At 60.0% G+C, this 19,950-nt stretch carries 17 protein-coding genes; 14 read left to right on the forward strand and 3 right to left on the reverse strand.

The window, feature by feature from the left end; translation table 11 throughout:
• Positions 1–55 precede the first annotated feature (55 nt).
• The 8 genes from U4Y90_RS23245 (at position 56) to U4Y90_RS23280 (ending at position 8,181) form a co-directional block, all read left to right on the forward strand.
• A complete protein-coding gene (locus tag U4Y90_RS23245) occupies positions 56–1,129 on the forward strand; it encodes a M4 family metallopeptidase (protein WP_321798060.1) in 1,074 nt (357 codons plus the stop codon).
• Positions 1,130–1,223: 94 nt separating this feature from the next.
• Positions 1,224–1,532 carry a protealysin inhibitor emfourin gene (locus U4Y90_RS23250; protein ID WP_321798062.1) on the forward strand — a complete coding sequence of 103 codons (309 nt, stop codon included), beginning with the start codon at positions 1,224–1,226 and terminating at the stop codon, positions 1,530–1,532.
• Positions 1,533–1,679: 147 nt separating this feature from the next.
• Positions 1,680–2,006, forward strand: coding sequence for an HdeA/HdeB family chaperone (locus U4Y90_RS23255; RefSeq protein ID WP_321798063.1), 327 nt, complete (start codon positions 1,680–1,682; stop codon positions 2,004–2,006).
• A 241-nt stretch (positions 2,007–2,247) separates the two neighbouring features.
• On the forward strand, positions 2,248–2,697 hold the full coding sequence (locus U4Y90_RS23260; RefSeq protein WP_321798064.1) for a cupin domain-containing protein: 450 nt from the start codon (positions 2,248–2,250) through the stop codon (positions 2,695–2,697).
• Between the two features lie 149 nt (positions 2,698–2,846).
• The gene (locus U4Y90_RS23265; RefSeq protein ID WP_321798066.1) at positions 2,847–3,812 is read left to right on the forward strand and encodes a GlxA family transcriptional regulator; all 966 of its coding nucleotides are present in this window, start codon (positions 2,847–2,849) and stop codon (positions 3,810–3,812) included.
• A 143-nt stretch (positions 3,813–3,955) separates the two neighbouring features.
• Entirely contained in the window at positions 3,956–5,167 is a 1,212-nt protein-coding gene (locus U4Y90_RS23270; RefSeq protein WP_321798067.1) for a M24 family metallopeptidase, read from the forward strand.
• A gap of 70 nt (positions 5,168–5,237) precedes the next feature.
• Entirely contained in the window at positions 5,238–6,581 is a 1,344-nt protein-coding gene (locus tag U4Y90_RS23275) for an MFS transporter (RefSeq protein ID WP_415749406.1), read from the forward strand.
• 634 nt (positions 6,582–7,215) lie between these two features.
• Positions 7,216–8,181, forward strand: a complete 966-nt coding sequence (locus U4Y90_RS23280; protein WP_321798199.1) for a GlxA family transcriptional regulator — start codon at positions 7,216–7,218, stop codon at positions 8,179–8,181.
• A gap of 33 nt (positions 8,182–8,214) precedes the next feature.
• Here the strand turns inward: U4Y90_RS23280 and U4Y90_RS23285 are convergent, their stop codons facing one another.
• Positions 8,215–8,841: a DapH/DapD/GlmU-related protein gene (locus tag U4Y90_RS23285; RefSeq protein WP_321798069.1), complete on the reverse strand. Its 627-nt coding sequence runs from the start codon at positions 8,839–8,841 to the stop codon at positions 8,215–8,217.
• Between the two features lie 12 nt (positions 8,842–8,853).
• A complete protein-coding gene (locus U4Y90_RS23290; protein ID WP_321798071.1) occupies positions 8,854–10,371 on the reverse strand; it encodes a glycosyltransferase family 1 protein in 1,518 nt (505 codons plus the stop codon).
• Between the two features lie 210 nt (positions 10,372–10,581).
• On the opposite strand from U4Y90_RS23290, the gene U4Y90_RS23295 reads away from it, so the two are divergent.
• The 4 genes from U4Y90_RS23295 (at position 10,582) to U4Y90_RS23310 (ending at position 15,941) form a co-directional block, all read left to right on the forward strand.
• A complete protein-coding gene (locus tag U4Y90_RS23295; protein ID WP_321798073.1) occupies positions 10,582–11,775 on the forward strand; it encodes a glycosyltransferase in 1,194 nt (397 codons plus the stop codon).
• 151 nt (positions 11,776–11,926) lie between these two features.
• Positions 11,927–12,376 carry a hypothetical protein gene (locus tag U4Y90_RS23300; RefSeq protein ID WP_321798075.1) on the forward strand — a complete coding sequence of 150 codons (450 nt, stop codon included), beginning with the start codon at positions 11,927–11,929 and terminating at the stop codon, positions 12,374–12,376.
• A gap of 42 nt (positions 12,377–12,418) precedes the next feature.
• Positions 12,419–13,846, forward strand: a complete 1,428-nt coding sequence (locus U4Y90_RS23305) for a polysaccharide biosynthesis protein (protein ID WP_321798077.1) — start codon at positions 12,419–12,421, stop codon at positions 13,844–13,846.
• Between the two features lie 25 nt (positions 13,847–13,871).
• Positions 13,872–15,941 carry a glycosyl hydrolase family 28-related protein gene (locus U4Y90_RS23310; RefSeq protein WP_321798079.1) on the forward strand — a complete coding sequence of 690 codons (2,070 nt, stop codon included), beginning with the start codon at positions 13,872–13,874 and terminating at the stop codon, positions 15,939–15,941.
• 46 nt (positions 15,942–15,987) lie between these two features.
• On the opposite strand, the gene U4Y90_RS23315 is transcribed toward U4Y90_RS23310, so the two are convergent.
• The gene (locus U4Y90_RS23315; protein ID WP_321798081.1) at positions 15,988–17,229 is read right to left on the reverse strand and encodes a glycosyltransferase WbuB; all 1,242 of its coding nucleotides are present in this window, start codon (positions 17,227–17,229) and stop codon (positions 15,988–15,990) included.
• Positions 17,230–17,296: 67 nt separating this feature from the next.
• Between U4Y90_RS23315 and U4Y90_RS23320 the strand changes: the two genes are divergently transcribed.
• Entirely contained in the window at positions 17,297–17,506 is a 210-nt protein-coding gene (locus U4Y90_RS23320; protein WP_321798082.1) for a hypothetical protein, read from the forward strand.
• A gap of 186 nt (positions 17,507–17,692) precedes the next feature.
• Complete coding sequence (locus tag U4Y90_RS23325) at positions 17,693–19,918, forward strand: polysaccharide biosynthesis tyrosine autokinase (RefSeq protein WP_321798084.1); 2,226 nt, start codon at positions 17,693–17,695, stop codon at positions 19,916–19,918.
• Positions 19,919–19,950: the final 32 nt, after the last annotated feature.

A 19,950-nucleotide genomic window follows, 5' to 3' on the forward strand; every position in this document is an offset into this window, starting at 1 on the left:
ATTTCCGATCGTGGCCGCGGTCATTTCAACAATGTGATTTGGAAAGGACAGCATCATGTGCACTCATCTGAAGACGGGACGTCCTCACTCGATCTACTGCATTTTGCCGCCGCATATGCTGGAGCACATCGCGAAGCATGGCGATGCGAAGCAGCGCGAGATCGCCATCGATACCTTATCGAAGGATCACACGATGCGGCATTTCCGCGCCGTGCAGGCGGCGCTCGCACCCAGGGCCGCCCCGCCGATGCCCACGGCCGCCGCGCCCTCTGCGCATAGAACGATCTGCACGGCCAACCATACCGAGACGTTGCCGGGCACGGTCGTGCGCGCGGAAGGTGCAAAGCCCGTGAAAGACGATGCCGCCAACGAAGCCTACGACGGGCTCGGCGCGACCTTCGAGTTCTACCTCGAGGTCTTCCACCGCAATTCGATCGACGACGCCGGCATGCCGCTCACCGGCACGGTCCATTTCGGCACCGACTACGACAACGCGTTCTGGAACTCCCAGCAGATGGTCTTCGGCGATGGCGACGGCGAGCTCTTCAATCGCTTCACGATCGCGCTCGACGTCATCGGCCATGAGTTGACGCACGGCGTGACGGAGCACACTGCCAGCCTGAATTACATGGCGCAGGCGGGCGCGTTGAACGAGTCGATATCGGATGTGTTCGGCTCGCTCATCAAGCAATACGCGCACAAGCAGACGGCCGACAAGGCGGACTGGCTCATCGGCGAAGGATTGCTCGCGAAGGGCGTCAAGGGCGTCGCGCTTCGCTCGATGAAGAATCCGGGCACGGCCTACGATGATCCGAGGCTCGGCAAGGACCCGCAGCCAGCCGACATGAGCAAGTACGTTCGCACGACGCAGGACAACGGCGGCGTGCATATCAACTCGGGCATTCCGAACAAGGCGTTCTGCGTGACCGCGCTGGAAATCGGCGGCTATGCGTGGGAGAAGGCGGGGCGAATCTGGTACGAGACGTTGACCGATTCGCAGCTCAAGCCGACCGCGACCTTCAAGACGTTTGCGAAGCTCACGCTTTCGACCGCGGGCAAGCTGTATGGCGCGAGCAGCGCGGAGGCGTCGGCGGTCAAGAAAGCATGGAACGAAGTCGGTGTATTGTGACAGGGCACGCGTCCGTTTGCTCGCCGGAATCTTTGCGGGTGTAGTGCTGGCTTGCGCGGGCTGTGCTTCGGATCACGCGTCACAGGAGCCTTCGATGCATGCGGAACTGACGACCGATGGCGGATTCGGCGCCTTTCCCGCTCTTGCACGGCCAGTCGTGCTCGACGAGAAGGATTTGTCGCCTGCGGACGGCGCCGAATTCGCGCGCCTCGTGGCGGCGGCGCGTGACGAGGCAGGCGCGTCGAGGCCGCGCGCCGCGAAGGCGGTTCCGGACGGCCGCACCTATCGAATCAACATCGAAGGCAACGACGCGCAGCGCTTCAGCGCTGCCGATCCATCTATTCCCCCCGCCTTTGCTGCATTGATGGATTTCGTCAAGCGGCATGGGCATCGCTCACGCTGAGCGAACTCATCCTCTCTACGCGATGCACAGTCGTTGCGCTGTGCACGCGCGATCGATTCGGCCGGCTTCGATAATTCGCAGCTAACTCTGCGTTCATAAGATCTGCTTGCAATCTGCTGATTCCCATTCATTTAAAAGGAGTGTCTTATGAAGCCCGCCAAAATTCTGCTCGCTCTCGTCTGTGTCTTCGTCGCGGGCGCCGCCAGCGCGAAGGAAACGAAAGTCGCGCCTGCCACGATGACGTGCGCGGAGTTCGTGCAGGTCGACGAGGCGTATAAGCCGGCGCTCGTTTATTGGGTAGCCGGCGTGGACAAGCTCGGCGTGAAGGGAACCGAGACCACCGTTATCGATACGGCTCAACCCGTCGCCGCAACCGTCTCGGAAGCGTGCATGAAGGATCCTGGCACGAAGTTCAGGACCAAGGTGCATTCGATGGTGAAGGCGAATCAGATCGCGCTCTTCGATCACCACTGAGCGAGCGCGATGCGTGTCGGACCACGCATCGACGCGTCGCGTGTCTATAAGATTCGATTTATCAGACTTTATGTTTGTGTGGTTTGATCATACAAGGCACGCGTTTTCTCTTTGCATATCATCAGAGTGCGCTATGATGGTCAACATTACAAAATGTAATGTTGACGGTGAACGAATGTCCCGCGTGTTTGTCTGCTTTATTGTCTGATTTGGACAGCACATAAGCCATCAAGGAGCATCCATGACAACTCCCGTTTTCGAGTCCGTGCGGCTGGACGATGTATCGCTGGAACCCGATCCGATCGACCCCGCATGGATACTCGAAGGCAACCCCGTCGCTCGCAGCGGCAGATGGTCGCAAAGTCTCGACACGACGACATCCTCGTGGGTATGGGACTGCACCGCTGGCCGCTTCAACTGGTACTTCGAACAAGACGAAACGATCTATGTGATCGAAGGCGAAGTCATCATCACGGCCGAAGGGCAGGAGCCGCGCACGCTGCGCGCGGGCCACGCCGCGCTGTTCTACGCGGGCACGCGCTCCCAGTGGCACGTGCCAAAGTATGTGCGCAAACATGCCATTCTTCGCCCGCATATCACCAAGCCGGTATTGTTCGCTCTCAAGGTGAGCCGAAGGCTCCAGGGCAAGCCGAGCGGTTATCTGCCCCGCACGAGCCCACGGCTTGTGTGACCGCGTCGCAAGGGTGCCAGCGCGACGTGTCGAACGCGAGCGTTTCAGGTCCGTAACGCTATGATGTCGAAGAGGCTTGCAACCCACTTCGACCGCTCATGCCATCCGCCGCCGTGCCGCCAAAGAATAAAAAGCATGCACATCCCGGCATGCACGACCTGCGTGTGATGCGAATCGGCTTTCTGCTTCTGGAGAACTTTTCGCTTATTGCGCTCGGCACGGCTGTCGATCCGCTTCGCATCGCCAACATGCTCGTCGAGCGCACGGTCTACGAGTACACGCTGATCGGCGCGAATGGCGACGTCGTGCGCTCCAGCGATGGCATCCGCGTGATCCCCGATGTCGCGATGTCGGAGTCGGGCGACTTCGATGCCGTATTCGTCGTCGGCCCGAATCCGATTCCGCGCAAGGGCGTCGGCGCGATCATGGACTGGCTGCGCCTGCAGGCGCGTCGCGGCAGCGCGCTCGGCGGCCTCGATACCGGCAGCTATTTTCTCGCGCGTGCGGGGCTGCTCAACGGTTATCGCTGCACGATTCACTGGGAAGATCAGGACACGCTGCTGGAGCAGTTTCCGAAGCTCACCGTTTCCAATCGGCTCTATGAAGTGGACCGCGACCGATACACGTGCAGCGGCGGCGTCGCGCCGCTCGACTTGATGGTTCACTTGCTCGCGCTTGCACCGGGCAGTCCCGCGCTCGCGGCGCGCGTGCTCGAATTGCTCGTCGCCGAGCGACGCGGTCACGAAGAGCGGCAGGTGACCTCGCTCAGGCAATACATCGGCGATGCACACGCGAAACTCGACGAAGCGTTGCAGGTCATGGAAAGCAATATCGAAGAGACGCTCAGCATCGCGGAAATCGCGGCATTCGTGAAGGTATCGCAACGTCAACTCGAACGCTGGTTTCAGGAGCGTTTCGACAAGACACCGGCGCAGGCTTACCTCGAAATACGCCTGCTGCGCGCGCGTCAGTTGCTCTACAGAACCGCACGCACTCTCGAAGAGGTATGCGCGCGCACCGGCTTTACATCGCTCACTCATTTCTCCACGCGCTATAAGGCGCAGTTCAATATCTCGCCGATAGCGGATCGCCGGCGATATCAGAAGGCCCTTTGAAAACAAGGGCGCGCACGCGCCGTTCGTGGTTAACCCTCGATGTCGAAAACAGGAATTTTGACGTCGAATCGGGAAATTTTCGAAACCGCCAGGCTCCTACCATTCACTCACACCGATGGACTTTTCACCCAGGAGCTGAGTGCATGAAAATGGAGAACCTCATCCGCATCGAGAACGGCGAAAAAGCGAAGCATACGTTCTCCGACGCCGAATACGCGAACCGCCACGGCAAGCTGCGCGATCTGATGGCGCGTGAAAATATCGATGCCGTGCTGTTCACGTCGTATCACAACATCAACTATTACGCGGACTTTCTGTATTGCTCGTTCGGCCGCAAATACGGCCTTGTCGTGACGCAGAAGAAGGTCGTGTCGATTTCAGCGAACATCGACGGTGGCCAGCCGTGGCGGCGCACGGTCGGCGACTATAACGTCGTCTATACCGACTGGCAGCGCGATAACTTTTTCCGCGCCGTGCAGGGCGAAATCGAAAACCGGGGGCGTGTAGGCGTCGAGTTCGATCAGCTTCCCGTCGAAATGTTATCGAAGCTGAAGGCTGCGTTGCCATCCGTCGAGTTTGTCGATATCGGCGTGCAGACGATGCGCATGCGCATGATCAAGTCGAACGAAGAGATCGAAGTGATCAAGCACGGCGCGAACGTGTGCGATATCGGCGGCGCGGCGCTCGCCAAGGCCGTGCGTGAAGGCGTGCCCGAGCACGAAGTGGCGCTCGCCTCGACGCAGGCGATGGTGCGCGAGATTGCGCGCCGCTTTCCCGATTCGGAACTCATGGATACCTGGACGTGGTTCCAGTCCGGAATCAACACCGATGGCGCGCATAACCCGGTCACCACGCGCAGGGTGCAAAAGGGCGACATTCTCAGCCTCAATTGCTTTTCGATGATCGCGGGCTATTACACGGCGCTCGAGCGCACGATGTTCTTCGATCATTGTTCCGACGCGCATCTGCGTCTGTGGAAGATCAACGTCGAAGTGCATGAGGCAGGGCTCAAACTTATCAAGCCGGGTGCGCGTTGTTGCGATATCGCGAGCGAGCTCAACAAGATCTACGCCGAATATGGCGTTCTGAAATACCGCACCTTCGGCTATGGTCATTCGTTCGGCGTGCTTTCGCATTACTACGGGCGCGAAGCCGGACTCGAGTTGCGCGAGGACATCGACACGGTGCTCGAACCGAACATGGTCGTTTCGATGGAACCGATGATCATGCTGCCCCAAGGATTGCCCGGCGCGGGCGGTTACCGAGAGCACGACATCCTCGTCGTCGGCGAGAAGGACGCCACCAACATCACGGGCTTCCCTTACGGGCCGGAACACAACATCGTCGCAGCCTGAACGCGCAATGCGCGCCCCGGCGTCGCCGGGGCGCGTGCAGCCATCGCATCATCATGTCCGGAGACAGTCGATGAACACGGAAAGAGCGGTAACCGCGCAGGTCGCGATGCCACAGGCGTCGCACGAGGAAAGCACGCACGTCGACCCGAAGTTGCTGAAGCGTGCCGCATGCGCGAGCTTCATCGGCAATTTCGTCGAGTGGTTCGACTATGCATCTTATGGCTATCTGGCGACGATCATCGCTGTGGTCTTCTTTCCGAAGACGGACAGCGCGACCGCCTTGCTCGCCACTTACGGCGTATTCGCGATCTCGTTCATCGTGCGGCCGATCGGCGGAATCGTGTGGGGTCACGTCGGCGACAGGATAGGAAGGCGCACATCGCTGTCTCTGTCGATTCTTATCATGTCGTGTTCGACCTTCCTCATTGCATTGCTTCCGACTTATGCCCAGGTCGGCATGCTCGCACCGCTTCTGCTGCTTCTCGTGCGCGTCGTGCAGGGCTTCTCGGCGTCGGGTGAATATGCGGGTGCGGCCGCGTTCCTCGCCGAATATGCACCGGACAAGCGGCGCGGCATCTATACGAGTATCGTGCCCGCGAGCACGGCGGCCGGCTTGCTGTTCGGCTCGGTTCTCGTCGTGTTGATGCATGCCGCGCTCACAAGCGAACAGTTGCAGTCCTTCGGCTGGCGTCTGCCTTTTCTCCTGGCCGCGCCGTTTGGTCTGATCGGTCGATATATCCGCGTGAAGCTCGAAGACACGCCGCGTTTCAAGGCGATGGAGAAGCATCATCATGCCGCGCAGGCGCCTATTGCCGAATTGCTGTCGAAGCATCGCGGGCGAATGTTGATTGCATTCGGCGTGACGTGTCTGAACGCGGTGGCATTCTATCTGGTGCTGAGCTATATGCCGACCTACCTCTCCACTGAGATGGGAATGAGCGAGACGGCGTCTTTCATCGCTGCGACCATTTCGCTCACGGCATACATCGGCCTGATCTTTCTGATGGGCGCGATATCCGACCGCGTGGGACGCAAGTCGATGCTGATCGGTGCATCGATCTTGTTCGCCGTGTTGACGGTGCCCCTTTTCAAGGGACTGGCGGGCGCAAGCTTCGCGATGATCGTCGCGATTCAGGTGGCATTCGGCGCGCTGCTCACGATGAACGACGGCACGCTGCCTTGCTTCTTGTCGGAGATCTTCCCGACTCGCGTGCGCTATAGCGGATTCGCGTTCTGCTTCAATGCGGCGAATGCGCTCTTCGGCGGAACGGCGCCGCTCATCGCGACGTGGCTTATCAGCGTGACGGGGAACAAGCTGGCGCCGGCGTGGTATCTCGTTGGGGCCGCGGGCGTGGCGCTCATTGCGATGCTTGCAAGTCGCGAGACCTTACATACATCGTTGGCCGATGATTGAAAAATAGGTCGATAACTCCGCTCTTCATAACATATGATCTGATGCCATTGCAGACGAGTTTCGGGCGATATTAAAAAATCTTCTTCATTTAAGTCCGCTTGAAATCGGTCAATGAAGCGCGCGCGATAACTCGCCCGCGCTTTTTTTTTCGTCGCTTGACGCTGATTTTTATTTGCTCTTCGACTCGTCTGTTACGGACTGTAAGTCAACGCCCTTCATGATGAACATCGTCCGCGCTCTCGATTGAACAAAGAGAAATAGCGCTTCGATGCCGCTCGCAAACGATTGCAATAAGGGTGTCGAGCGGACGATTCCGCACTACGAAATGATTCGTTGCGAATACGTCTATCCACATATCCCATTCTTCGGCACTCCTCATGCGTCAGGTCTATACGAACGTGCGTAAGCATTCCTTCCGTGAGAACGAATCGGAAAGTTTTCTCATATGAAAGAGCTTGTCGATAAATATCGACGCAATTTTTTCTTACCTGTAACCTGTTCTCGTGGGAATCTTAGCGACTCATAACATCCAGCAAAGCCAGGCAGTCGATACGCTCGTTTCATACGAAGTACACCCATGCAAACGACTTGAGGAGGCTCCGCGATGTCAACCTCATCTGACGTTCTCGAAGCTATGCCACGCTCTGGAAGTCGCGCGTATTCGGTTCGCGCATCGAATGCGATCAAACATATCGGCATTGTTTTATACGATGGTTTTTCGTTGCTCGCGGCGGGTACGCTTGCCGAAGCATTACATGTGGCAAATGAGCTGCAATCAGAAGGTCCTAACGACCATTCACTGACGTATCGCGTCAACCTCGTATCGGTGCGTGGCGGAACGGTCTCGTGTTCTTCTTCGATGTCGGTATGGACGGAGCAGCTCGCTGGCCGCCAGTTCGATAGCCTCGATAGTCTTTTCGTCGCGGGAGGAACGGGTGTCGCGCGCGCTTCCACCGACGACAATCTCATCGATCTTCTGCGCCGTGTGAGTGACAGGAGCGTGACCATCACCGCGATTGGCAATGGTCACATGCTTTTGTCCGCTGCCGGCGTGGGACATCGCGACTGGCCTTCGATGAAGCAGGGCATTCAACTCAAGTCGAAATCGGATGTTGTTCCCGAGCATGAGCGCGATCAGGCCTTGATGACCTCGCTCGCGCTCGTCAAGAAAGACCTGGGCGTCGAGCTCGCCCGGCGCGTGGCGGACCGTCTCGGCTCGACGGCAGATCTTTCGCTTGCCGGAGCATTCGAGGAGATGTATGACACGACGCTCGCACAGAAAGCGCGCGCATCGGCGCGCTGGATCGTGCAGAACTGCGCAAAGCCGATATCCGTGGTCGATGCGGCGCGAATGTCATCGATGAGCGAGCGTAACTTTCTGCGCTTGTTCAAGCGCGAAATCGGCGTCACGCCATCGAAGTATCTGCTTCGGGCACGGCTCGATCTCACCTGCAAGTTGCTCGAGAGTAGTGACCTGCCGGTCGACAAGATCGCGCGCCGCACGGGGCTCAGCAACGGCGAGCGGCTTTCGAAGCTATTCCGTAAAGAGTTCTCGATGTCGCCGACCGAGTATCGCGGACGCAGCCGGCAAAAGCCTTGATGACAAGAACGTCGAGGCCGGCTCGCGACGTTCTCAATCGAAGCGGTTGCGAATGAAGCGGCATGGGTTGCCGCCATAGACGCCCTCGGGCTCGAGCGAACGATGCACGACGGACAGCGGCGTGACCACGGCTGAGCGGCCGATCGTGACACCCATCTGCACGACGCAGTTCGCGGTGATCCATACGCCGTCTTCGATGATGATCGGCGCGACGCGCAGGTCCATCGTCGTGCTCATCGCATGCGAGCCCGTCGTCAGAAAAGTGCCCTGCGAGATGCAGACGTGCGAGCCGATTTGAATGGGTGCCTGGTTATAGATCCACGCATCGACGCCGAACCAGCAGTGATCGCCGACCACGAGATTCCAGGGTGCCTTCACGCGCACGGGATGCACGAAGCGGCAGCCGGCGCCGATCTTCGCGCCGAACAGGCGCATCAACGCGACGCGCAGACCGGAGAAAGGCACGAACTTGTTATTGATGATGCTGGCTTCGACGATGAACCATAACGCCTCGACGAAAGTCGAGCGCACCTTCAGATAGTTACCCTTGCCGGCGCGACTCAGATCGATCACGCCGTAAGACGCGCGATCGATTTCCGCCTCGCGCCGAGGGGTTTCCGCAGGCGGGATGGATTCGCCGTCTAGCAGTTCCGAGGCCATTTCACATTCCCGCTACGTTGAAGAATCGCGATTGCGCGAATGCGGCGCGGACGATTCCCAACACATACGCCGCGCCTGGAATGCTTCCAGTGCGCCTTTGAGTGTCGAGAGCCGCAACTCGTCCGAGAGCGATTCGATACGCCGCTTTCCTCGCTCGACGAGCACTTTTTTCAATTCGGGATCGATGATGAGTTTATGCAGCGCGTTGGCCATGGTCTCCGGCTTCAGCAGATCGACGAGAAGGCCGGCGTCGCCGACCTGATCGCGCAGATTCACGAGATCGGAATACAGTACCGGGACGCCGAGCTGAAACGCCTCGTAGGGCGGCAAGTTCGTGGGACCGAAATAAGTCGGCATCGCCAGTGCAATCGACTGGCGATAGAGACATGGCAATTCGACGTCGGGCACGAAGCCGGCGAAGCGGATTCTGTCGCTCAGCCCGAGGTCCGAGGCGACGGCACGAACGTGAGCCATGTTGCCGAAATCGCGTCCCGAGAATATGGCGCCCACCTTGATGCCGAAACGATCCTCCAGACTGCGTAACCCGCGCAACAGGTAGACGTGGTTCTTGTGCGGCCAGAATTGCGCGGGATAGTAGACGTAGTCGCAGCTCAGCGAATATTTGGCCTTGATATCGACGTAGCGCTCCGGCTGCGATAACTCTTCTTCGGAAAGCATCGTGCCGACGGCGGGAGAGAAGGGAATTACGTGCACGCGGTCTTCGTCGATGCCATAGCGTCGGATCACGTTATCGCGCCCACCCGCTGAATCGACAACGATGCCCGTCGCTTTCTTCAACGCATGCTGATAGATCTGCTCGCGACGCTCGAACTCGCCATTGGCGCGCACTTCGGGAAAATCCGGTTCATCCCGATGCGAAAGGTCCCAGACAGTAAAGAGGTAGCTGAAGCGCACGGTCACCAGCGCGAGATAGGACGGGCAAGTGAAATAGACGAGATCCGCCCCCATGTCCTCCAGCGAGCGGTCCAGCCAGTTGAGTTCGAGGCTTCGCATGGGCAGGCGGGACGGACTGATCTGCCGCCACATCACCTGAAAGCGCGCGAGGATGCGTTGCCATTTTTTAACCGGCAGATAGCGTGCATCGAGGCCGCTTCTCTGTAATTCCTCGATCGCCGACTCACGCGTCGTGACGAAGGTCACACTGCAGAGTTCGGGCGGCAGACGCTTGAACAACAGCGCCGCATTCGTTGCCTGCTGAAAGCCGCCGCCCGTCGAATTGTCCTGCTCGAGGAGTACCACGATCCGGATCGGCCGAACATGAAAGCTATCGACAACGGGGTCCGCATCGTTCGCAAGCTTCTGCTCGCCGACGCCGTGGTCGGCGGGTTCTGGATCTGCAACGCCACTATCGAAAGCGACATTTGAAGCGGCTCTGTTGAACGGCATATCTTCGGCCCCCGGAAAAGGATGCACATCTGACGCTGATGCAATCGCACGTTCATCCCACGGTAGCCGGTGAAACAGGGATCGACTCGTTCTGACCGATCTCGGCAAGACGTTGGCGACCAATGGACGTAGCCGCCGCAGGCCCGGGGACGCGCGCCATGCGCGGACAACCGGCCAAAAGCTTGATGATTTCCGCCAATGACACTGTCGCCGCAGGCCAGCCACTAGGATGACTGTTCGAGTACGGGTCTTATCGCCGCCCGGCAACCGACATGAATCTGTCTTTTTCTCGGGGCAGTTCGCGCACGCGTCACGGTTCATCGGAGGACCTCCTTGAAAACGCTCCACATCATTCCGTCCATCGAGCCCCGATCAGGCGGGCCGGCCGAGGCGATCAAAAGACTCGCGACGGAAGTTCGGCTTCGCGGGCACAGCGTCGATGTCGTCTGCCTCGACTCTCCGGTGCACGCGGACGCAACGGATGACACCGCGTTCAATCGTGTCATCCGCCTTGGACATTACGCAGGCAAATATTCATTCAGCTTCCGCCTGGTGCGGTGGCTGATGCAGAACGGCAGGCAATACGATGCGATCGTCGTGGACGGCATCTGGCAATTTCACAGCGCGGCGGCGGTGGTTTCATTGCGCTCGCTGGGTGTTCCCTATTTCGTGATACCGCACGGCATGCTCGATCCGTGGTTCAACGTCGGCCGACCGCTCAAGTATGCGAAGAAACTCGTGTACTGGATGCTCGTGGAGCGGCACGTCATCAGCAATGCACAGGGCATTCTCTTCACCGCCGATAGCGAGCGCAAACTGGCGCGCAATTCTTTTCCGCTATACCGCGCAAAGGAAGCCACGATCACATACGGAACTGCACCTCCGCCCTCGATCGAGACGACGGGCGTCGGTAATTGGCGTGCCAGTGCCGAATGCGAGGGGAAGAAGCTCATTGTTTTTCTCGGGCGCATCCATGAAAAGAAGGGTTGCGACCTGCTGGTCCGCTCGTTTCACGATCTGAAGGAAGCGGGCGACGACTATCAGATTGTCATCGCGGGGCCGGACAATAACGGCCTCGTGGCGAGGCTGCGTCGTGAAGCCGAGCACCTCGGGCTTGCCGGGCGAATTACCTGGCCCGGCATGGTCACGGGCAACGACAAGTGGTCCTTGTTGCAAGCAGCCGACGTCTTGATTTTGCCTTCGCATCAGGAGAATTTCGGCGTCGTGGTGGCTGAAGCGCTTGCATGTGGCGTGCCGGTGCTTCTGACCGACAAGGTCGGCATCTGGCAGGAAGTCGTCGCCGACGGCGCCGGACTCGCGGACGAAGACACGCAACAAGGGGTGACGCGGTTGCTGACGCGATGGACGAGCCTGTCGGACGAAGCCAAGGCGACGATGAGAACCGCGGCGAGACAGTGCTTCGATAACCGCTTTCACGTTTCCCGTGTTGCGCAAAGTTATATTGCCTTGATGGGAAACGGGCGACCGGAATCGGTCAACACCTTGCCAGATTCCGTCACCGGATGATCGGGTAAAACGCTCATCGCTATCCTCGGACCATGGGGCGTATCGGCTTGCGCCTTTGCTTCATGTTCGAGGCAATTCATCAGAAGATGATCCATTCCACGCCGTCGCGCATTCAGCAGTTCATGTCGAATAACTCCCGCCGGGGCACATCATGACGCTACTCGTAGCCGAGCAGGACACCGTGATTGATAAGGAACTGGAGACCATCGTTCATGAAGGCGTCACGCTGGCCCTGATTGTCCGGGACTCGTTCTCGAGAGAAGGCATCAATTTCTTCACGCCGCACGAGTACTCTCAACAACTCGCGCATATGACGCATCCGGCCGGAAAGAAGATCCCGGCTCACGTACACAACGTAGTGGTCCGCGAAGTCAAACTGACGCAAGAAGTTCTGTTCATCAAGAAGGGCCGCGTGCGCGTCGATTTTTACGGCTCGAATCTGCACTACGTGACGAGCCGTACGCTCGGACCCGGCGACGTGATACTGCTGTCCTCGGGCGGGCATGGCTTCGAGATACTCGAAGACGCGGCGTTCATCGAGGTAAAGCAGGGGCCCTATGTGGGCGATCAGGACAAAGTGCGATTCGAACCGCGAGCTTAAGTCAGCGCGCTTCCGGCGATCAGCCAAAGGATGAGACGCCCTATGCCGCTTTCAGATCGTACTTTCGCGCGCGCACCTGCCTTCGTCCTGCGGCAATGCTTTCGGTATTTGCCGTTCGGCGTGGGCGCGTCCGAGGGACGCGACCGGGACCGCTATGTCCGCGCCGCACGGTCGGTCGGCTGCAACGCGGTGAGCGCCGCGCTGGGCTTTGCGGTAGTTCTGCTCTCGGTATCCTTCACGCTTCCGTATCTGGGACAGGAGCGCTTCGGCATCTGGATGACCATATCGAGCCTCGCGTTGATGTTATCGGTGCTGGATCTCGGCGTGGCGAACGGGCTCGTGAATCTCGTTGCGGATGCCGAGGCGTCCGCCGATCGCGACTCGCTGCATATCATCGTCACGCGTGGAATCGCTTTGCTCGCCGTTATCGGCGTGGGCGCCGCGGGCATATTGATCGGCCTCGTGATGCTGCTGGATTTACAGCGTCTGCTCAAGCTCGGGTCGGTGGCGGTCACGAGGGAGGCCGTGCTGGCGACGCTCACGTTCATCGCGCTGTTCTGCCTGAATATCCCGCTCGGCGGAGTCAGAAAGGTTTTCTTCGGCATGCAGCGAGCATGGGTGCCGCATACCGCCGCGGCGATCGGATACTTATGCTCACTGCCGTTGCTCTATCTCTGCGCGCGCATGCGCGCACCTCTGCCTTATCTGGTCCTTTCCACTTATGGCATACAGGTCGCCAGTGCGTTGATGCTTCTCGTGCGTCTGCACCGCGAGCGAATCTTCAGGGTTCATCGCGGCATCTGGGCCGGCACTGGCTGGCGCGACTACTCCGTGCTGATGAAAACAGGAGGCTTATTTTTCGTCGTCCAGCTCGGATTCATTTGCGGCAGCGCCTGTGACCCGTTGATCGTCGCGAATATTCTCGGCGCCAAGGAGGTCGCGAGGCTGGCTGTCGCGCAGCGTCTGTTTCAGGTTATCACCGTCGCAATGGCGATGCTGTCGGGACCGTTGTGGGGCTTGTACGCCGATGCGCGCTCACGAGGCGAGAAGGCTTTCATCGGGAAGACGCTCAGGATGTCCATGTGCGTGACGACGGGTTCCGCCTTGCTGATGAGCTCGCTGATTCTCGTCGTGTCGCCCTGGCTCCTGAAGATATGGACGGGCAATCAGCTCGATGTGCCGTTCGAGTTGCGGTGTGCGGCGGCGGTGTTCGTCGTGGTCGATGCAATGGCCAGTGCTTTCGCCATCTTTCTCAACGGGGTGAACGAATTGCGTCCGCAGTTGTTCGCCGTGCTCGTTTTCTGCGCCATTTCCATACCGCTCAAGGTGTATCTGCTCACGAAGTTCGGCACGGTGGACTGGGCAATCTGGTCGACCATCATCGCCAGTGTCGCAGTGGACTATGCCGTATATCTCGGGATTTGCAGAAAGCGAATCTTCGCCCATGCTTCGCTGAAGCCGCAGTCGTAGCGCGTTGCGCGAGCATCGAGACGTCATGGTCTATTTCTGGAGGAAGTGGCAAGCCGCTGGCGACGCGCTCAAGACGAGACGGCACGCACTGGCGAAGATCATCGTCGCGTGTTGCGGTATCTCGGGCGCGGCGGGCTCAGCGCGTCGCGCACAGGCGGCCAAAAGCGAAGCCGCGCCGATGCAGGGCGCATCCGCTTCGATGCAATTGGCGGAAAGCCTCTCGCCCGACGACAGAATGGTCGTCGTCAGGGGTTCGCTGTTGCAGGCGCGTATCGGAGACGTGTCCGGCTACATTCTTGCCGAAGGCCCGATTCAAGGCTATGCGACGTTGCGCCAGTACGCCGGAACGCTCACGCGCCTACTCGTATCCCAGCATCCGGCAGGTCATCGCGCTTCGGATGTGGCATGTTATCGGCTCGACCCGGACGATGCGTCGAGTCCGGACAATGGCGGCACGGTTATCGTGTCGAAATCCGGAAAGCGCTGGAAACGCGTGTTCGAGGGCGACATCTACGCACGCTGGTTCGGCGCGCAAGGGGACGGCATCACCGACGACGCCGATGCCATCAATCGAGCCGTCGCGTTCGCTGGTTCGTGCCATGCGTCGACCGGAAGATCGCAGCGCGTGGTGCTCGATAACGGCACGTTTCGCATCGCGGCCGCATCGGGAACGCTTGCCATTCCCTGTCACGACGACGGCCGCACGAGAAGCGCGAAGGACAAGCGGCTTGCGCCAGAGCCGGCATCGCGTCAGGCTTATTGCGTGGGCGTGTGGCCCGGCGTGAGAGTGTGCGGCGTCAACGCCGTCGTGAAGGGCGCGTATCGCTACGGCATGGCGGACGCGCGCCAGCCGATCGCCTTCGGCATGCTCGATGGACACGATATCGCTTTCGAAACGGGGCTCGAGAACCTGACCTTTATCGATTGCTTCATTGCTTTCGGCGCGCTTTCCGCGACACTCGCCTGTTGCATCTTCGAAAAGCTTCGCTTCCTCGGCTGTGGTGTCGGCATCTATGCGGCCGTGCTCGAGCAGTGCATGTTCAGCAATATCGAAGCCCAGGGCACGGGCGTGCCGATTCTCGTCGGCGGGCAATGGGCGGATCGCAACGACGACTACAACGAGCGCGGCGGCTACGCGGACAAGTGCACCTTCATCAACGTGCGCAACATCTACAGTCGCGTCTATGGCGATGACGAGCGACGTATCGATACCTGGTTCGATGCCACGTTCTTCAAGACCCGAAACAACGAGTCCAGACTGAGCGCGCAGCTCAACGCGGCGTCGCAGGCGCGGGCATATCCCTACCGCGGCATTTGCGGCTTCAGCATCAGGGTCATGTCGCGTTATGCGCGTCCGTCGAATGCGAACGTCTTCATGCAGATATCGCATGCGATGTCGCCGCGACCCGCCGTGCTCGTCGATGCGTGTCAGTCCGCCGTGTTCAACGGCGTTTATCTTGAGCGCGTAGGCTATCGCGACAATCCGGGACGAACGGGACCGGTCGGCGCCGGCTGGAACGACCCCTATCTGGGCGATGGCGTGCTGGTTCCGGCATTCGTCGGGACGCTCGACGGCGCGTCCACCGTTTCCGGCGTCAATGTTCAGCAAGCCTACGGCGCGGCTGCGGTGCAGTCGGATGGCCTGATCGCGCCCGTGCAGTCATGGGATTGCACGCTCAAGCAGGCGCAGGACCAGTTTGCATCGGGCGCGGCGAAGTTCGCCGGCGATGTGACGATACAGAGCGGTGCGCTGCGTGCCGTGGACGAAGTCCGGCATGAGATAGGCGGGCTCGGACTGGTCAGCATGGATTTCAACGGCGCGAGCTTCGACACGGGCCTGTCGGTTCCGCACGACGACAAGACCCATGCGGTGATCATGCTCGTGTCGCGCAACGCGGACCGGTCGCATCAGGCTTCGTCGGGTCTGTATCTGCTTCATTTGCCGCGCACCGGTACGAGCGAGCCGGTCCGAACGCTGGTATCGGGAAGTGATCTCCTCCGCTTTTCGGTGACTCAGAAAGGGACGCTGGGTCTTGTCGCCACGAACGCGGGCGCACATCGCGTTCTCATGCTCGGCAATCGTCCTTTCGCGTAGCCGCATCGGTGTGCGGGCAAGCGGCGCACCTGGCGCCGCCAACGATTCAGGTAATGACGCGATCCGACATGTCGCGCTTCTTCTGCAGGTCGATCACGACGCGGCGCTCGAATGCGGACAGAATCTTCTCGCGCGAGAGATGCGTGGTCGCATAGCTGCGTCCGAGAGCGCCGAGCCGCGCACGCAGCGCGGGATCGTCCGCGAGATGGACGATCGCGTCCGCGAAGGCGGCCGCATTTCCCGGTTCCGTCACGACGCCGACTGCACGAACGATGTTCGATAACTCGGTATGCTCCGCGGCCGTCGCGATGACGGGGCGCGCGCTCGACAACATGCCGCCGAGCTTGGAGGGCATCACGATGTCGGCCGCGTCCGCGCGTTGCGGAAGCGCGTGTATGTCCGCAAGCCCCATCAATTCATTGAAGCGCTTGTTCGGTTGCAGGTCGATCAGTTTGATATTCGGAAGCTCCGCCGCCTTGGCGGTCAGATAGTCTTTCGCCGGACCATTGCCGCAGATGACGAACACGATGTCGCCTCGATGCTTCAGCATGTGCGCGGCTTGCGGAAGCAGTTCGAGTCCCTGCTTGGCGCCGAGATTGCCGGCATACAGCACGACGATGGCATCTTTGTCGATACCGAGCCGGCCACGGAATGCGCTGATTCTGCCGAGCGGACGAATGCGCCCGGTATCGACCCAGTTCGGTACGAGCGACAGCTTTTCGTCAGGTACGCCTTTGACAGCGGCGATTTGTGTCATCGCGGCCGAGGGCGCCGACACGCCGTCCATGCGCGCGAGAAGCGATCGTTCGAACTTCAGGCATAGCTTCTTGACGGCATCGCCTTTGAGCATGCCGAGCTTGAATGCAGCATCGACTTCATAGTCCTGAATTTGAAGCCAGCACAGCGCGCCGCTCAAACGCGCCGTGAGCAATGCGAAGGGGCTTGCGAACAAAGGCGGTTCGACAACCCAGACGAGATCGGGACGCCAGCGTATCTGACCGATCGCGGGAAGCGCGGCTGCGAGCGAGAAACTCATCAGGTGAATGAGACGTTTCAGGCCTGTCGGCTGGCGCGGGCACCAGAAGGGCACACGCGTCACCGACACGTCGTTGATCGATTCCGTGGAGAATTTTCGCGCGCTATAACCTGCATGCAGACGCCAGCCGGGATAGTAGGGCGATGCCGTTATCACGCGAACCATGTGCCCCTTCCTTGCGAACCACTCGGCCAGCTCGGACGAATACTTCCCGATGCCGGAAACCTCGGGAGCATAGTTCAGTGAAATCATGAGGATCTTCATTCGATAGCCTTTATTGGAATTGAATGAACCTTCCATGCATTCGCACGCAGAAGTTATGAAAGAAGCATCGAGCTATCCGCCGAATGGTACAAGGCACTTCTTCGATCCTGCCGACAAAGCCTTGCCGACGCACGCCACCGCTTTGCCGTCTGGTTTCATTCTTACCGACATTACTCAGCCAGCCGACAACATCTTGGCGATTTCGGTCGCGATGTCTTGTGTAACGGTGCCGAATGTAAAGTACTCAACGGCGACGGACACGTGAGACTCAGGGATTTCTCGAATCAGGCGTGCCGCGCCGTTTTGTTTGTCCATTGATAAGAGCAAGGTAACGGTCTGACCGAACGCACGTCGATGCGTCTCTCCTCTTGAAACCGCACCTGCCGAGCGGATATCGCTGTCGGGCGCGACGCACCCTACCGGCAAACACATGGCCTCGATGGAGCAAAGCATGCGTGACGATTCGATGCACGGGGATAGCGTGTCGATATCCGATTACGTTCGGGTCATCATCGATGGCCGGCGTCTGGTATGCATGGTCGCACTGGGCACGCTCGCGCTCGGTGCGTTATACGGGGCGGTCAATCCGCCCGTGTACCGGGCTGATGCGCTTGTTCAGATCGGCACGCAGACATCGAATTCTCCCGAAGCGGAGGCATTGGGGCGGCTCGCTTCGATCTTCGATTCGAAGGTCAAGGCGGGCGCCGACACCGAGATGGAATTGATTCGCTCGCGGCTCGTCGTGGGTGAAGCGGTGCAGCAATTGCACCTGGAAATTACCGCGGTGCCGCGCTATTTTCCGCTGGTCGGCCATTGGATCGCGAGGCTGAACAGCGGGATGGGCGACCCTAAACCGCTCTTCGGCTTGCGGCGGTTCGCATGGGGCGACGAGAACATCGAAGTAACGAAGTTCGACGTGCCGCGCGCGGCCGTCGGCCACGAATTCTCGATCAAGGCGGGGCAGGGCGATTCATTCGAACTGCTTTCGCCCGATGGCATCGTCCTCGGACGAGGAACGGTCGGCACGGAACTGAACGTGCCGTATGGCAAAGGCGAGGTCCGCGTACTCGTCAGCACGCTCGAAGCGCCCTTCGGCTGCGAATTCACGGTGAAGGCCAAATCTCCCCAGGCGACCATTCTGGCGCTTCAGGGCGCGCTGGCTATCGCGGAGCGCCGCCAGCAATCGGGGATGATCGGCGTGGCGCTCGAAGGCTCCGACCCGACGCGCATCGCGAATATCGTGAACACGATCGCGCAGGAGTATATGGCTCAGGACTTCGCGAGAAGGTCGTCCGAGGCCGAGCACTCGCTGCTGTTCCTCGAAGGGCAGTTGCCGAAGTTGCGCGAGGAGTTGCAGCAGGCGGAAGATCAGTACAACGCGTTTCGCAACAGCAAGGGCACGGTCGACCTCGGCGTCGAGAGCCGGTTGCTGCTTCAGCAGGTCGTCGAACTCGACACCAGCATGCGGACGCTGATGCAGCAGCGCGACGATATCGCCGGGCACTATCAACCGGGTTATCCGTCGCTCACGGCGATCAATGCCAAAATCAGCCGCTTGCAGCAGGATCGCGATGCATTGAGCCGGCGCATCGCGTCCTTGCCCGACACCGAGCAGACCGCGCTGCGTCTCATGCGCAACGTTCGCGTCGACACCGATCTCTATACGAATCTCCTGAACAGCGCGCAGCAGTTGCGTGTCATCAAGGCGGGCAATGTCGGCAATGTTCGCATCGTCGATCGCGCGATGGCGCCCGAGAAGCCCATCAAACCCAACTGGCGCGTCTTGCTGTCGCTGTCCGCGGTGCTGGGCGTCGCGCTGGGAATCGTCGCTGCGTTCCTGCGAAAAGCGCTGTTCGGTGGCGTGGAGCGAAGCGTCGAGATCGAGCGTGCTCTCGGCATTCCGGTCTGCGCGGTCGTGCCGCATAGCGCGCGGCAAGTCAGGTTGCAGGAGGACATGCGTCGCAAGATTCCCGGCGTCCATGTGCTGGCGACGCGTTCGCCCGGCGATGTGGCGGTGGAAGGCGTGCGTAGCTTGCGCACTGTGCTGCAATCGATCGGCGGCGCGCGCAGAAACAACGTGATCATGATCACGAGCTCGACGCCCGGCGCGGGCAAGTCGTTCCTGTCGGCCAATCTGGCGGCCGTTCAGGCGGCCGGCGGCAAGCGGGTGTTGCTGATCGATGCGGACATGCGCATGGGCAACATGCATGCGTCGTTCGGACCGGCCGACGGACCCGGACTGCGCGAACTGCTGAACGGCGCGCCCTTCGACGATGTGGTGCGGCGCGATGTCATCGATGGCGTCGATCTGATTCCGCGTGGCGCGGACTCGGCCAATCCCGCGGACATTCTCATGAGCCAGCGCCTGAACGAGCTGATCGATTCGGCATCGAGGCGTTACGACTCCGTCGTCATCGACACGCCGCCGGTGCTCGCCGTCACGGACGCGTCGCTGATCGGACGGCAGGCAGGGACGACGCTTCTCGTGGTGCGGCACGGGCGTCAGTCGGTCGCCGAAGTCCACGAGGCGCTGAGCCGGTTGCAGAACAGCGACGTCAGCGTGAGCGGCATCCTGTTCACCGATGTTCCCGCCGAGAGATCCCGCTATGGATCGGGCTACGTGAGCTCATACCGGTACGGCCGGGATCGTGGCGAGAGCAACATCAAGACTGCCTGATGCAATTCGCATGTCGCGTAAGCAAACGAGGA

Source organism: Caballeronia sp. J97, assembly GCF_905220305.1.
Taxonomy (GTDB): domain Bacteria; phylum Pseudomonadota; class Gammaproteobacteria; order Burkholderiales; family Burkholderiaceae; genus Caballeronia.

What these genes read in the sequence shown, in the direction of transcription:
- U4Y90_RS23245 (WP_321798060.1), top strand. Translation starts at nt 56, where the DNA reads ATGTGCACTCATCTGAAGACGGGACGTCCTCACTCGATCTACTGCATT.
- U4Y90_RS23250 (WP_321798062.1), top strand. Translation starts at nt 1,224, where the DNA reads ATGCATGCGGAACTGACGACCGATGGCGGATTCGGCGCCTTTCCCGCT.
- U4Y90_RS23255 (WP_321798063.1), top strand. Translation starts at nt 1,680, where the DNA reads ATGAAGCCCGCCAAAATTCTGCTCGCTCTCGTCTGTGTCTTCGTCGCG.
- U4Y90_RS23260 (WP_321798064.1), top strand. Translation starts at nt 2,248, where the DNA reads ATGACAACTCCCGTTTTCGAGTCCGTGCGGCTGGACGATGTATCGCTG.
- U4Y90_RS23265 (WP_321798066.1), top strand. Translation starts at nt 2,847, where the DNA reads ATGCACGACCTGCGTGTGATGCGAATCGGCTTTCTGCTTCTGGAGAAC.
- U4Y90_RS23270 (WP_321798067.1), top strand. Translation starts at nt 3,956, where the DNA reads ATGAAAATGGAGAACCTCATCCGCATCGAGAACGGCGAAAAAGCGAAG.
- U4Y90_RS23275 (WP_415749406.1), top strand. Translation starts at nt 5,238, where the DNA reads ATGAACACGGAAAGAGCGGTAACCGCGCAGGTCGCGATGCCACAGGCG.
- U4Y90_RS23280 (WP_321798199.1), top strand. Translation starts at nt 7,216, where the DNA reads ATGCCACGCTCTGGAAGTCGCGCGTATTCGGTTCGCGCATCGAATGCG.
- U4Y90_RS23285 (WP_321798069.1), bottom strand. Translation starts at nt 8,841, where the DNA reads ATGGCCTCGGAACTGCTAGACGGCGAATCCATCCCGCCTGCGGAAACC.
- U4Y90_RS23300 (WP_321798075.1), top strand. Translation starts at nt 11,927, where the DNA reads ATGACGCTACTCGTAGCCGAGCAGGACACCGTGATTGATAAGGAACTG.
- U4Y90_RS23305 (WP_321798077.1), top strand. Translation starts at nt 12,419, where the DNA reads ATGCCGCTTTCAGATCGTACTTTCGCGCGCGCACCTGCCTTCGTCCTG.
- U4Y90_RS23310 (WP_321798079.1), top strand. Translation starts at nt 13,872, where the DNA reads ATGGTCTATTTCTGGAGGAAGTGGCAAGCCGCTGGCGACGCGCTCAAG.
- U4Y90_RS23315 (WP_321798081.1), bottom strand. Translation starts at nt 17,229, where the DNA reads ATGATTTCACTGAACTATGCTCCCGAGGTTTCCGGCATCGGGAAGTAT.
- U4Y90_RS23320 (WP_321798082.1), top strand. Translation starts at nt 17,297, where the DNA reads ATGAAAGAAGCATCGAGCTATCCGCCGAATGGTACAAGGCACTTCTTC.
- U4Y90_RS23325 (WP_321798084.1), top strand. Translation starts at nt 17,693, where the DNA reads ATGCGTGACGATTCGATGCACGGGGATAGCGTGTCGATATCCGATTAC.